This window comes from Streptomyces fildesensis, from assembly GCF_016107395.1.
Lineage (GTDB): Bacteria > Actinomycetota > Actinomycetes > Streptomycetales > Streptomycetaceae > Actinacidiphila > Actinacidiphila fildesensis.
Genome location: NZ_JAAIKO010000021.1, coordinates 22,639 through 35,696, shown reverse-complemented (window position 1 = coordinate 35,696; position 13,058 = coordinate 22,639). Strand labels below are relative to the sequence as shown.

Genomic DNA, 13,058 nt, shown 5'->3' with positions numbered 1-13,058 from the left:
GCTCTCAGAGGTAGAAGCGGGCAACCGTCTCCGCGACGCACACCGGCTTGTCCCCGCCCTCGCGCTCGATCGTCACCTTGGTGACGAGCTGGACGCCGCCGCCGACCTCGGTGACCTCCGCGATCTGCGCGGTCGCCCGCAGCCGGGAACCGACCGGGACGGGCGCCGGGAAGCGGACCTTGTTGACGCCGTAGTTGACGCCCATCTTCACGCCCTCGACCCGGAAGAGGTCGGGCGTGAGCGACGGGATCAGCGACAGCGTCAGATAGCCGTGCGCGATGGTGGTGCCGAACGGTCCCTGCGCGGCCTTCTCCGGGTCGACATGGATCCACTGGTGGTCGCCGGTGGCCTCCGCGAACAGGTCGATCCGCTTCTGGTCGATCTCCAGCCAGCCGGTCGTACCGAGCTGCTCGCCGACCGCCGCCCGGAGATCGTCCAGCGAAGCGAAGATCCTGGCCTGCGACATCTGATGCCTCCTGTGCCCAACTGTCCGACGGGTTACTAAGCGCTTGCTCAGCATGGTTCCGTGCGTCGGCCGTGTCAACGCCCGGACGGCGGACACAGGAGGGTTCAGCGTTGCCTGACGGGTCCGCTCACCACATCGAGGGCCGCCGGTGCGCCCACGGCCGGGCCGCCTCCAGCTGCGCCGACAGCGCGATGAGGGTGGCCTCGTCCCCGTACCGGCCGCCGAACATCACGCCGATCGGCAGACCGGCCGGCGTCCAGTGCAGCGGCACGCTCACCGCCGGCTGGCCGGTGGCGTTGTAGAGCGGGGTGAACGGCGTGAAGGCCGCCAGGCCGGCGAACTCCGCCTCCGGGTCGGCGTCATTGCGCAGCCCGCCCACCGGGGCGGGCGGCTGGGCCAGCGTCGGGGTCAGGATGACGTCGTACGAGGACAGCAGCGCGTCCGCGATCAGCTGTCCCAGCGCGCGGAACGCGTACAGCGCCGCCGCGAACTCCGCCCCCGACACCCGGCCGCCCTGCTCACGCAGATGCCGGGTGAGCGGCATCAGCAGCTCCTCGTGCTCCGGGGCGACCGGGTAGACGGTCGACATCACCCCCCACGCCTTGCTGAACGCGTCGCGGATGCTGTCGTCCACCGGCAGTTCCATCTCGTCCACCTGGTGGCCGAGGCCCCGCAGCAGCTCCGCCGCCGCGTCGTACGCCGCCCGGCAGTCCGGGTGCAGCTCGACGCCCGGCACCGGCGGGGTCGGCAGCGCCACCACCCGCAGCCGCCCGGGCTCGGCCCCGGCGTACGAGGCGAAGCTGGCGCCCGGCGGCAGCGAGGGCGCGGCGTACGGGGCGCCCGGCATCGGGCCGGCCAGGATGTCGAGCAGCGTGGCGGCGTCCGCGACGCTCCGGGCGATCGGCCCCGACGTGCTCAGACCGCTCACGTCGTGCTGCACGGGACCGCCGCTGATCCGTCCCCGGCTCGGCTTGATGCCGAACAGCCCGCAGACCGACGACGGGATGCGGATCGAGCCGCCGCCGTCACTGCCCTGCGCGATCGGCGCCAGCCCGGACGCGACCGCCGCGGCGGCGCCCCCGCTGGAACCGCCGGCGGAGAGCTCCAGGTCCCAGGGGGTGCGGGCGGGCGGCGCGAGCTGGTTCTCGGTGTAACAGGGCAGCCCGAACTCGGGGGTGTTGGTCTTGCCGAGCAGGATCGTCCCCGCCTCGCGGAGCTTCGTCACCACGTGGTCGTCGATGTCGGGAACGTGGTCGGCGTACGCCCGCGAGCCGAGCGTGCAGCGCACCCCCGCCACGAAGTTGAGATCCTTCACCGGCACCGGAACCCCGTGCAGCGGCGGCAGCTCCCGCCCCTCGCGACGCGCGGCCACCGCCTCGCTCTCCGCGTCGGCCGCCTGCTTGCGGGCGATCTCGGGGGTCACGGTGATGTACGCACCGACGGTCTCGTTCAGCCGCTCGATGCGGTCGAGATAGTGCTCGGTCAGCTCGACCGGCGAAATGGATCCGCCTCGTACCTGTTCCGCCTGCTCCACCGCGGTCAGATCGTGCAGCTGCGCCATGGCTGTCCCGTCCTCTGCTTGTTCGACGTCACGTCACCGTGCGTCGCGATCCTCGCACTACCCGCCGGTAGCGACCAGACCCCGCCCGAAGCCGCCGCCCGGAACCGGCCGCGCACCGGCCGGTCAGCTCTCGGCGGAACGGCGGGGCGCGGGACGAGCCGGGCGTGAGGATGGCCGGATGAAGGGTGACACGGCGGTGCGGCGGCTTGATCTCGGCTATTTCGTCCGGCCTGCGGAGGAGGCCGGTCAGGCGTATCCGCGGGTCGAGGCGGTGCTCGGGTATCTGGTGCGCAGGGATGAGGGGCTGATCCTGTTCGACACCGGGATCGGGGACGCCGGTCCGGAGACGGAGGCGCATTACCGGCCCAGGCGGCGTCCGCTGGAGGAGGCGCTCGCGGCGGCCGGGGTCGCGGTGCGGGACATCGCGCTGGTGGTCAACTGCCATCTGCACTTCGACCACATCGGGGGGAACCCGCTGCTGGCGGGCAGGCCGGTCCTGGTGCAGGCGCAGGAGCTGGCGGCCGCCCGGCGGGGCGGGTACACGGCCGGTCAGCTCGTGGACTTCCCGGGCGCGGTCTACGAGGAGTTGACGGGGGAGGCCGAGATCTGGCCCGGGGTCCTGGTCGTGCCGACGCCCGGGCACACCGACGGGCACCAGTCGTTGGTGGTGCGGCAGGGCGACGGCACGGTCGTGCTCGCGGGGCAGGCGCGCGATGCCGCGTCGCACTTCGCGGCGGACCAACTGGCGCGGCGTGCCGCGCTCGACGGCGTGGCGCACCCGCTGCCGCCCTACCCGTCGTGGCTGGACCGGATCTGCGCGTTGGACCCGCGGCGGGTGCTCTTCGCGCACGACGGGTCGGTGTGGGAGCCGGCCGGCGGAGGCGACGTGATTGGGTGAACGGCATGACTGGTACCCCTGCCTTCCGTATCGAGTTCGACGGCCACCCCGCCACCGCCGAGACCCTGGCGCGCTTCGTCATGGTCAGCAGCTACGGCCACTTCACCGCCATGCAGGTCAGAGGGCGCGCGGTGCGCGGTCTCGACTTCCATCTCGACCGGCTGGACCGCGCCACCCAGGAGCTGTTCGGTACCGGCCTGGACGGAGGGCGGGTGCTGGACGCGGTCCGGCACGCGCTGGGTGACGACGTCGACGCGTCGGTGCGCGTCAATGTCTTCCGCCCCGACGAGGCCGGCGACGTCTCCCTCATGGTGACGGTCCGGGGTCCGGGACCCGCGCCGAGCGGTCCGCAGAGCCTGATGTCCGTCGACTACCAGCGGCCCGTGGCCCAGGTGAAGCACGTCGGAGGCTTCGCCCAGGGCTACTTCGGCAACGCCGCGCACGACGCGGGGTTCGACGAGGCGCTGCTCGTCGGACCCGGCGGCGTGATCGCCGAGGGTTCGATCACCAACGTCGGCTTCGCGGACGGCGACACGGTCGTCTGGCCCGACGCGCCCGCCCTGCACGGCATCACGATGCGGATCATCCAGCGGGAGATGGACGCGGCGGGCCTGCCGTGGCGGCACCGGCGGGTCACGGTGGCGGACGTGGCATCGTTCGACGGCGCCTTCGCCTGCAACTCCCGGGGGATCGCTCCGGTCGGCCGGCTGGACGAGCTGATCCTGCCGACGGATGTGGATCTGGTGAAGCGGGTGATCGGGCTCTTCGACTCCGCCCCGTGGGACGCCCTCTGAGCGGTGGTCCGAAACGTCGGTCACGACCGCGGTCGAAACGTCGGTCCCGACTGCGTACTCAACGGCGGTCCCAACCGCCCTCCCAGCGGCGGACGTCCTCTCCTACCTCCCGGTACGGCTGTTGCTTGTCGGTAAACCCGTTGGCGGCCGGAAAAGCCGAACAAAAAGGTGACGCATGTTCACCTTCCGGCGTGAGCGTACCGGCGGTAACCTCCGGCGCATCGGCCTCCGGGAGGAGCAGGAATGCCACAACGCAACGGCAGACTACGCACCGGCAAGGTAGGCACCCGCAAGGGCAAGGCAGTCACCCGCACGTTCAGACGGGTGACCGCCGCGGCGCTGCTCGCGCTCGGCGTCACCCTCGTCGTACCGCTGCCGCAGGCGGCCCAGGCGGCGGACCCCACCACCGACTACTGCCAGGGCCAGTGCGGCGACATCCTGCCGCCCGGTGAGAACGGCAACGCGACGCTCGCCGACATCCTCGCCCACAAGGTCTTCGGCACCCGGCCGGCGCACGCCGCCGACCAGCTCGGACCGTACGCCAACCTGGCCACGGGCTATCCGTCGCTCACCGATGCCACCATCACCAACTTCTTCAACGACGCCTCCTTCGGCGTCCCGTCCGGCCAGGTCGCGTCGGTGACGACACCGCGCGCCGACGTCACCATCACCCGCGACAAGAAGACCGGCGTCCCGCACATCAAGGGCACCACCCGCGACGGAACGGAGTACGGCGCGGGGTACGCGGCAGCGCAGGACCGGCTGTGGCTGATGGACCTGTTCCGGCACGTCGGACGCGGTCAGCTGTCGTCCTTCGCGGGCGGCGCGGCCGCCAACCAGCAGCTGGAGCAGGAGTTCTGGCGGGCCGCCCCGTACACCGAGGCGGACCTCCAGGCGCAGGTCGACCAGATCACGGCGGGCAACGGCGCACGCGGGCAGCAGGCGCTGGCCGACGCGCAGGCGTACGTCAACGGCATCAACGCCTACATCACCCAGTCCAAGAACGGCCGTTACTTCCCCGGCGAGTACGTGCTGACCGGCCAGATCGACGCGATCACCAATGCCGGCGAAATCCAGCCATTCAAACTCACCGATCTGATCGCTCTCGGCTCGGTCATCGGCGCGCTGTTCGGCTCCGGCGGCGGCGGTGAGGTGGAGAGCGCGATCTCGCTGCTCGCCGCGCAGCAGAAGTACGGAGTCACCCAGGGCACCACGGTCTGGGAGACGTTCCGGGAGCGCAACGACCCCGAGGCCATGCTCACCGTGCACGACGGATCCAGCTTCCCGTACGCGGGCAAGCCGGCGAACCCGCAGGGCGCGGCGATGCCCGTGCCCGGAACGGTCGTCGCGGAGCCGCTGGTCTACGACCGGACGGGCGGCGCGGCGACCGCCGCCAAGACCCCGGTCAAGGCAGGCCCGCTCAAGGACGCGCAGGGCATCTTCGACAACGGGGCGCTGCCGGCGAACCTGTTCTCCACCAAGAAGGGCATGTCCAACGCGCTGGTGGTCAGCGGCGCGCACACCGCCAGCGGTCATCCGCTCGCCGTGTTCGGCCCGCAGACCGGCTACTTCGCACCTCAGCTGCTGATGCTCCAGGAGCTCCAGGGCCCGGGGATCAGCGCGCGCGGCGCCTCGTTCGCCGGGCTCGGGATGTACGTGGAACTCGGCCGCGGCCAGGACTACGCCTGGAGCGCCACCTCGGCCGGCCAGGACATCACCGACACCTACGCCGTCGAGCTGTGCCAGGACGCCGTGCACTACGTCTACCACGGTGTCTGCACGGCCATGGAGAAGCTGGAGCGCGTCAACTCCTGGAAGCCCACCGTCGCCGACTCGACCGCCGCGGGCTCCTACCGGATGCAGGTCTACCGCACGGCGTACGGGCCGGTGGAGTACCGCGCGACGGTCGGCGGCAAGGCGGTCGCGTACACGACGCTGCGCAGCTCGTACCGGCACGAGGCCGACTCGATCATCGGCTTCCAGATGCTGAACGATCCCGGCTCCGTCCATGACGCGGCCACGTTCCAGCAGGCCACCCAGCACATCAACTACACCTTCAACTGGTTCTACGCGGACTCGCGGCAGACCGCCTACTACAACAGCGGGACGAATCCGGTGCGCGCCGCCGGCGTGGACCCCTCGTTCCCGGTGAAGGCGGAGGCCGCCTACGAGTGGCAGGGCTGGGACCCGGCGTCGAACACCGCCACCTACACCCCGCCCGCGCAGCACCCGCAGTCCGTCGACCAGGACTACTACGTCTCGTGGAACAACAAGCAGGCCAAGGACTTCACCTCGGCCGGCTTCGGCAACGGCCCCGTGCACCGCGGGGACCTGCTGAACGACCGGGTGAAGAAGCTCGTCGCCGCGGGCGGGGTGACCCGGTCCGCGCTCACCAAGGCGATGGCCGACGCCGCGCTGACCGACCTGCGCGGTGAGGACGTCCTGCCGGAGCTGCTGCGCGTGCTGCGCAGCGCACCGGTCACCGACCCGCAACTGGCCACCGCCGTCCAGCAGTTGTCCGACTGGGGCACGGCGGGCAGCAAGCGCAAGGAGACCTCCGCGGGCTCCCACGTGTACGCGAACGCGGACGCGGTCCGCACCATGGACGCGTGGTGGCCGCTGCTGATCGACGGCGCGTTCCGGCCCGGTCTCGGCGACGGCCTGTACACGGCGCTGACCGCGAACCTGTCGATCGACGAGTCACCGTCCGCCGGCCACGGGCCGACCGGAGCGCACGCGGGCAGCGCGTTCCAGTACGGCTGGTGGAGCTACGCGGGCAAGGACCTGCGGACGGTCCTCGGCGACCCGGTGCAGGGCTGGACGCCGCAGGCCTTCTGCGGCGGCGGCACCCTCGGCGCCTGCCGTGACGTGCTGCTGGCCACGTTGAAGCAGGCGGTCGCGAAGCCCGCGACCACCGTCTACCCGGCCGACGCCAACTGCTCGGCGGGCGACCAGTGGTGCTCCGACACGATCATCCAGCGGCCGCTGGGCGGGATCACCCAGGACAAGATCAGCTGGCAGAACCGGCCGACGTTCCAGCAGGTCGTGGAGTTCCCCGCGCACCGGTAGCGGTTCCGGTCGCGGTTCAGGAAGCACGTGCACGCCGCGGGACGGGGACTCAGTGCGAGATCCGTCCCGCGGCGAGCACCACCCGCGCCAGTTCCTCATGGCATATGTCACTGTGCGCGCCCGCCGGCGGAGAGCCGCTGCACACCACGGCCGACACGTCCACGCTCACACACCCGGACACCGGGAACCGGCCGGCCCGGGCGTCCTCGATCGTCGCCCGCCGGGTGCCGTCGACGGCCTGGATGCCGTCGTGGCCCATCGCGCCCCAGCGGTCGCCGAGCCCGATGAGCGAGGAGTCGTCGCGCGACAGCCGTGACGCGAGCGGGTAGATCACCCCGAGCGCGGTGTCGTGGCTGGAGAAGCAGGACACCACGGGCCCGTCCACCCGGTTCTCCGCGTCGCGCAGCGCCCCCGAGTGCGACGCGTCGCCGGGCAGCCGGCGCGCGTACGCGTAGTGCGAGAACGCGCCCTGGAGCAGCGTCACGGACTTGACGTTGTGCGCCCCGGCGGGCAGTCCGAGCAGCGCGAACGACACCAGGCGGGCGCCGAAACTGTGCCCCACCAGGTGCACCCGTACCGGTCCCGCCGCCTGCGACAGCCGGCCCAGCGCCGGGCCGAGACCGTGCTGCCCGACCGTACCGGCCCGCCGCTTCATCGCGAAGTACGTGGCCTGCCGGAGCAGTTCGTGAGCGCCGTTCCACAGCTTCTTCCCGAGCCCGCCGAACAGTTGCTGTCCACCGGGTTCGTCGGGCCCCAGATCGACCCCGGTCTCCTGGAGCGCCGCGGTGAGCTCCGCGCAGAGCCCGACCGGGTCGTCCGCGAGAATCGCCGGGTCGGGCTGCGGCCCGCCGTCGCCGGAGTCCGCGGCGAACGCGGCGGCGGGGCTGCCCGCCGGCAGTGCCACGAGGTCGCGGACCAGCCGCGCGAACTCCCCTAACGCCTCGGGGGAGTCGGGACACTCCCGCAGTAGCTCCGCCAGTCGCCGCACCGTCGCGTCCTGGCCGGGGAACGTGCCGGTCAGGGCCCGGCAGGTCTCCTCGCTGAGCTCCGTCCGGCCGCCGGGGGCGGCCGGGACGGTCGCGGTGGCTGGGAGGGGGGCGATCAGCGAGGGCGTGAAGTCCGGGATGGGCTCGTCGCTGAACCGCATGGCGGGCCACAGCACGCCGACGTAACCGAGCCGTATCCGCGTGCCGGTGCCGAGCAGCCCGGGGAAGGGCGCGAAGAACCGGTCGTAGAGCCAGGTCGCCATGGACTGGTCGTTGTTCCAGCCGTGCGAGAACATCACCAGATCGGTGACTCCCTCAGCGGCCACTCCCGCCAGTAGTTGATCACGCTGCCGGGTGTCCACGTCCCCGTCCGCGTCGAAGGTCAGTTCCCAGTAGGGCTGCACACTCATCGCTGTCACGGCGGTCCCCCTCGGTCGTATCGCCGAAGTCCCTCTCCCAGCCACCGCTGGGAGGTGCCCCCCAGCCGGCGCGGCCTGCCACGCACGCTCGTGGCCTCGATCCGCGCCATGTGCGCGCATCATCCCGAACAGGGAGGAGACCGGCCATACCCCGCGCAGACGATTTTGCTCTTCCGTCGACCTGACCGACCGCTTAGTATGCGAGAGGAGCCGTAGCCAGTCGAGTCGAAGGAGACACGATCGTGGTCGTGGAAACACTGCGCGATGCCCGAGTGGTCGTCACCGGGGCAGGTGGCGGCATCGGTGCCGCGCTGGCCCGCAGATTCGCCGCCGAGGGCGCGCGGGTCGTGGTCAACGACCTGAACGCCGGAGCCGCGCAGGCCGTCGCCGACGAGATCGGCGGCATCGCCGTACCGGGCGACGCCTCGGGCATCGTCGGCAAGGCGCGCGACGCGCTCGGCGGCACGATCGACGTCTTCTGCGCCAACGCCGGTATCGGCACCGGCGGCCCCGACGCCACCGACGAGGAGTGGGAACGCTCCTGGGACGTCAACGTCATGAGCCACGTCCGGGCCGCCCGCGAGCTGCTGCCCGAATGGCTCGAACGCGGCAGCGGCCGCTTCGTCGCCACCGTCTCCGCCGCCGGGCTGCTCACCATGGTGGGCGCCGCGCCGTACTCGGTCACCAAGCACGGCGCCTACGCCTACGCCGAGTGGCTGTCGCTCACCTACCGGCACCGCGGCATCCGCGTGCACGCGGTCTGCCCGCAGGGCGTGCGGACCGACATGATGCGCGCCGCCGGCACCGCGGGCGAGTTGGTGCTCGCGCCCACCGCGATCGAGCCGGAGGAGCTCGCCGACGCCGTCATGGCGGGCATCGCCGCCGAGCAGTTCCTGATCCTGCCGCACCCCGAGGTCGCCGGGTACTACGCGGCCCGCGCCGCGGACCCGGAGCACTGGATCGACGGAATGAACCGCCTGCAGCAGAAACTGGAGCACATCACGGGCTCCGAGGGCGGGGACCGCACGTGATCTCGTACGCGGCCAAGCCGTGGCTCCAGCACTTCACCGAGGAGCAGCGTGCACTGCCCGACGCCCCGCCGAGCGTGCTGCACGCCTTCCGCGCCTCGGTCGCCCGCGTACCGGACCGCGCCGCCCTCGCCTACTTCGACGGACGGCTGTCCTACCGCGAGGTCGACGAGCTCTCCGACGGCCTGGCGAACCATCTGGCGGAACGCGGCTTCGCACCCGGCGACCGGCTCGCGGTCATGCTGCAGAACATCCCGCAGTTCGTGATCACGCTGCTCGGCGCGTGGAAGGCCGGCGGCACGGTCGTGCCGGTCAATCCGATGTACAAGACGCATGAGCTCGCCCACATCCTCGCCGACGCCGGGGTCCGGGCGATCGTCTGCTCCGACCGTGCCTGGGACGGCTACGTCCGGGAGACCGTGGCCGGCTCGCAGGTCTCGATCGCGCTCGTCACCAGCGAGCTGGACCTGCAGACGCGCGACGACCACCGCGTCCTGCCCGGCGACCGGTTCCCCGCCACGGATGCCGAGGACCTGCTCACCGCGGCCCGCGCCGCCGCGGGACCGCCGCCCACCGCGGCCCCCGAACGCCACGGCACCGCGCTGATCAGCTACACCTCCGGTACCACCGGCGCCCCCAAGGGCGCGATGAACACCCACGGGAACATCTCCTACAACGCCGACCGGCAGCGCTGCATGCTCGCCCTGCCCGACGGCTCGGTGATCTTCGCGATGGCGCCGCTGTTCCACATCACCGGGATGGTCGCCCAGCTCTCCTCGGCCATCGCCAACGGCGCCACCCTGGCGCTCACCAACCGCTTCGAGGCGGGCGTCGTCCTGGAGGCGTTCCAGGAGTACCGCCCCGCCTACACCGTCGGCCCCGCCACCGCCTTCATGGCGCTGATGGCCCGCCCGGAGGCCACCCGGGACCACTTCGCGTCGTTCCACTACATCTACTCCGGCGGCGCCCCGCTGCCGCCCGCCGTCGTCGAGGGCTTCCGCGAGAAGTTCGGGCCCTACATACGCAACGGCTACGGGCTGACCGAGTGCACCGCGCCCTGCGCGAGCGTCCCGGCCGGCCAGGAGGCACCCGTCGACCCGGAGTCCGGCACGCTGTCCGTCGGCGTCCCGGGTCCCGACACGGTGGTGCGGATCTTCGACGAGCTCGGCGCGGACGTACCGTTCGGCACGCACGGCGAGATCGGCGTCCGCGGCCCGATGGTGGTCCCCGGCTACTGGAACCGCCCCGAGGAGTCGGCGGCGGCCCTGCCCGGCGGCGAACTGCGCACCGGCGACATCGGCTTCATGGACGAGGCCGGCTGGCTGTACGTCGTCGACCGTAAGAAGGACATGATCAACGCGTCCGGCTTCAAGGTCTGGCCGCGCGAGGTCGAGGACGTGCTCTACACCCACCCCGCCGTCCGCGAGGCCGCCGTCGTCGGCATCCCCGACGCCTACCGGGGCGAGAGCGTCAAGGCGTACGTCAGCCTGCGGCCGGACCGGCCGGCCGAACCCGCGGATCTCATCGCGTACTGCAAGGAGCGGCTCGCCGCGTACAAGTACCCGCGCGAGGTGGAGATCCTCGAGGAGCTGCCCAAGACCACGAGCGGCAAGATCCTCCGGCGCGAACTGAAGGCCCGCGCCGGATAGGGTCCATACCGGTCGGAATGTTCGACCGGCGCATCGGTACGGAGAAAGGGCAGGCCATGGCACGCAGCACGACCACCAAGGCAACCGCGGTCCCTGAGCGGCTGCTCGCCGAGGCCACCCGCCTCTTCGCCGAGCGCGGCTACGACCGCACCTCGGTGCAGGAGATCGTCGAGGCGGCCGGGGTGACGAAGGGCGCGCTCTACCACTACTTCGGCTCCAAGGACGATCTTCTGCACGAGATCTACGCCCGCGTGCTGCGGCTGCAGACCGAGCGTCTCGACTCCATCGCCGCCCAGGCCGCCCCCGTACCCACCCGGCTGGCCGAGGCCGCCGCCGACGTCGTCGTCACCAGCATCGAGAACCTGGACGACACCAAGATCTTCTTCCGGTCGATGCACCAGCTGAGCCCGGAGAAGCAGAAGGCGGTACGCGCCGAGCGCCGCCGCTACCACGAGAAGTTCCGGGCCCTGATCGAGGAGGGCCAGCGCGAGGGGATCTTCCGCGTCGAACTGCGGCCCGACCTCGTCGTCGACTACTTCTTCGGCTCGGTGCACCACCTCGGCACCTGGTACCGCGCGGACGGCCCGCTGTCCGCCACCACGGTCGCCGAGGACTTCGCAGACATGCTGCTGCACTCGGTGCGGCAGCCCCGATAACTGGAGGTACCTGGTGAAGGCATGGCGCGTGCACGAGAACGGGGAGCCGCGCGAGGCGATGCGCCTCGACGAGGTACCGGACCCGCAGCCCGGCCCCGGTGAAGTGCTGGTGCGGGTACGCGCCGCGAACATCAACTTCCCCGACGCCCTGCTCTGCCGCGGCCAGTACCAGATCCGCCCGCCGCTGCCGTTCACCCCCGGCGTCGAGCTCTGCGGCGAGATCCTCGCCCTCGGCGAGGGCGTGACGGGCCTCGACATCGGCGCCCGCATCATCTCCCCGGCATCCCTGCCGCACGGTGCCTTCGCGGAACTCGCCGTCATCAGCGCCGCGACCGTACTGCCCGCCCCCGACGCCCTCGACGACGCCGAGGCCGCCGCCCTGCACATCGGCTACCAGACCGGCCTGTTCGGACTCCACCGCCGCGCCGCCCTCCAGCCCGGCGAGACCCTCCTGGTGCACGCCGCCGCCGGCGGCGTCGGCAGTGCCGCCATCCAGCTCGGCAAGGCCGCCGGCGCCACCGTCATCGGCGTCACCGGCGGCCCCGACAAGGCGAAGGTCGCCCGCGACCTGGGCGCCGACCTCGTCGTCGACCGCTCCAGCGAGGACTTCGTGGCCGTCGTCAAGGAAGCCACCAACGGCCGCGGTGCGAACGTCGTCTACGACCCGGTCGGCGGCGATGCCTACACCAGGTCGACCAAGTGCATCGCCTTCGAGGGCCGCATCGTCATCGTCGGCTTCACCAGCGGCACGGTCCCGACCCCGGGCCTCAACCACGCCCTCGTCAAGAACTACTCGATCCTCGGCCTGCACTGGGGCCTCTACAACACCAAGGACCCCCAAGCAGTCCTCCAGGCCCACGAAACCCTCACCCGCCTCGCCACCGAGGGCAGCGTCAAGCCCTACATCAGCGAACGGGTCCCCCTGGCCGGGGCGGCGTCCGCCGTACAGCGAGTAGCAGACGGCAAGACCACCGGCCGCGTGGTCGTCGTCAACGACTGACCCGACCACGGTCGCGCAGCGGTCCCGCCCACTGAGGGCGGGACCTTCCGCGCCCCCGGCTACCGGGCGCCGTGCCCCGTCGCTGTCACTTGCCCCACCGGTAGAACACCTTTCCGTCGCGAGGCTCCGCCCCGAACGCCTCGTAGAACGCGAGCGCTGGCGGGTTGTCCCGGTCCGCCGTCCACTCGATCCGGGTGCAGCCGGCCTCATCGGCAGCCTCACGCAGCTTGGCCATGAATACACCGGCCACACCGCGACGGCGGGCCGTCTCCCGGACGTACAGCTCCTTCAGGTAGAGCGACGCTTCGGCGCCGGCCGCAGGCCACAGGAACGAGTAGCTGGCCAGGCCGACGACATCGCCGCCCTCGCGCGCGAGCAGGACCGTAGCCATGGGCAGCGCGCTGAACAGTGCCGCGTGAATCTGGTCGATGTCGCCGGGCACTGACTCGCCGCCGTAGTACGCCTCGATCTCGCCGAGGAGTTCGGAGATCGTCTCGGCGTCCGCCGCGGTCGCCCGCTCGATGTTCACCAT

General features: G+C 71.6%; 11 protein-coding genes. 7 read left to right on the top strand and 4 right to left on the bottom strand.

The annotated features are described in order from the left end of the window. Positions 1–4: 4 nt before the first annotated feature. Both C6N31_RS24805 and C6N31_RS24800 read right to left on the bottom strand, forming a co-directional pair. Positions 5–466 carry a MaoC family dehydratase gene (locus C6N31_RS24805; RefSeq protein ID WP_138353301.1) on the bottom strand — a complete coding sequence of 154 codons (462 nt, stop codon included), beginning with the start codon at positions 464–466 and terminating at the stop codon, positions 5–7. 127 nt (positions 467–593) lie between these two features. After that, on the bottom strand, positions 594–2,027 hold the full coding sequence (locus C6N31_RS24800; RefSeq protein ID WP_138353300.1) for an amidase: 1,434 nt from the start codon (positions 2,025–2,027) through the stop codon (positions 594–596). 178 nt (positions 2,028–2,205) lie between these two features. Here C6N31_RS24800 and C6N31_RS24795 point away from each other — a divergent pair, with 178 nt between their 5' ends. The 3 genes from C6N31_RS24795 (at position 2,206) to C6N31_RS24785 (ending at position 6,788) form a co-directional block, all read left to right on the top strand. Continuing rightward, complete coding sequence (locus C6N31_RS24795) at positions 2,206–2,925, top strand: N-acyl homoserine lactonase family protein (RefSeq protein WP_138353299.1); 720 nt, start codon at positions 2,206–2,208, stop codon at positions 2,923–2,925. Positions 2,926–2,930: 5 nt separating this feature from the next. Further along, positions 2,931–3,719 carry an aminotransferase class IV gene (locus tag C6N31_RS24790; RefSeq protein WP_138353298.1) on the top strand — a complete coding sequence of 263 codons (789 nt, stop codon included), beginning with the start codon at positions 2,931–2,933 and terminating at the stop codon, positions 3,717–3,719. 243 nt (positions 3,720–3,962) lie between these two features. Next, positions 3,963–6,788 (top strand): penicillin acylase family protein, encoded by a 2,826-nt coding sequence (locus C6N31_RS24785; protein ID WP_138353297.1) that lies wholly within the window; start codon positions 3,963–3,965, stop codon positions 6,786–6,788. Positions 6,789–6,837: 49 nt separating this feature from the next. On the opposite strand, the gene C6N31_RS24780 is transcribed toward C6N31_RS24785, so the two are convergent. After that, complete coding sequence (locus C6N31_RS24780) at positions 6,838–8,184, bottom strand: alpha/beta hydrolase family protein (RefSeq protein ID WP_138353376.1); 1,347 nt, start codon at positions 8,182–8,184, stop codon at positions 6,838–6,840. Positions 8,185–8,441: 257 nt separating this feature from the next. Between C6N31_RS24780 and C6N31_RS24775 the strand changes: the two genes are divergently transcribed. From C6N31_RS24775 to C6N31_RS24760, 4 genes are read left to right on the top strand one after another with little or no spacing between them, the layout of a single operon-like run. Further along, positions 8,442–9,224, top strand: a complete 783-nt coding sequence (locus C6N31_RS24775) for an SDR family oxidoreductase (RefSeq protein ID WP_138353375.1) — start codon at positions 8,442–8,444, stop codon at positions 9,222–9,224. Then, positions 9,221–10,870, top strand: coding sequence for a class I adenylate-forming enzyme family protein (locus C6N31_RS24770; RefSeq protein ID WP_138353296.1), 1,650 nt, complete (start codon positions 9,221–9,223; stop codon positions 10,868–10,870). The genes C6N31_RS24775 and C6N31_RS24770 overlap by 4 nt, the downstream gene beginning before the upstream one ends. A 56-nt stretch (positions 10,871–10,926) precedes the next feature. Beyond that, entirely contained in the window at positions 10,927–11,526 is a 600-nt protein-coding gene (locus C6N31_RS24765) for a TetR/AcrR family transcriptional regulator (RefSeq protein WP_138353295.1), read from the top strand. Between the two features lie 13 nt (positions 11,527–11,539). Continuing rightward, complete coding sequence (locus C6N31_RS24760; RefSeq protein ID WP_138353294.1) at positions 11,540–12,526, top strand: NADPH:quinone oxidoreductase family protein; 987 nt, start codon at positions 11,540–11,542, stop codon at positions 12,524–12,526. An 85-nt stretch (positions 12,527–12,611) separates the two neighbouring features. On the opposite strand, the gene C6N31_RS24755 is transcribed toward C6N31_RS24760, so the two are convergent. Next, positions 12,612–13,058: a GNAT family N-acetyltransferase gene (locus C6N31_RS24755; RefSeq protein ID WP_138353293.1), complete on the bottom strand. Its 447-nt coding sequence runs from the start codon at positions 13,056–13,058 to the stop codon at positions 12,612–12,614.

What these genes read in the sequence shown, in the direction of transcription:
- C6N31_RS24805 (WP_138353301.1), bottom strand. Translation starts at nt 466, where the DNA reads ATGTCGCAGGCCAGGATCTTCGCTTCGCTGGACGATCTCCGGGCGGCG.
- C6N31_RS24800 (WP_138353300.1), bottom strand. Translation starts at nt 2,027, where the DNA reads ATGGCGCAGCTGCACGATCTGACCGCGGTGGAGCAGGCGGAACAGGTA.
- C6N31_RS24795 (WP_138353299.1), top strand. Translation starts at nt 2,206, where the DNA reads ATGAAGGGTGACACGGCGGTGCGGCGGCTTGATCTCGGCTATTTCGTC.
- C6N31_RS24790 (WP_138353298.1), top strand. Translation starts at nt 2,931, where the DNA reads ATGACTGGTACCCCTGCCTTCCGTATCGAGTTCGACGGCCACCCCGCC.
- C6N31_RS24785 (WP_138353297.1), top strand. Translation starts at nt 3,963, where the DNA reads ATGCCACAACGCAACGGCAGACTACGCACCGGCAAGGTAGGCACCCGC.
- C6N31_RS24780 (WP_138353376.1), bottom strand. Translation starts at nt 8,184, where the DNA reads ATGAGTGTGCAGCCCTACTGGGAACTGACCTTCGACGCGGACGGGGAC.
- C6N31_RS24765 (WP_138353295.1), top strand. Translation starts at nt 10,927, where the DNA reads ATGGCACGCAGCACGACCACCAAGGCAACCGCGGTCCCTGAGCGGCTG.
- C6N31_RS24755 (WP_138353293.1), bottom strand. Translation starts at nt 13,058, where the DNA reads ATGGTGAACATCGAGCGGGCGACCGCGGCGGACGCCGAGACGATCTCC.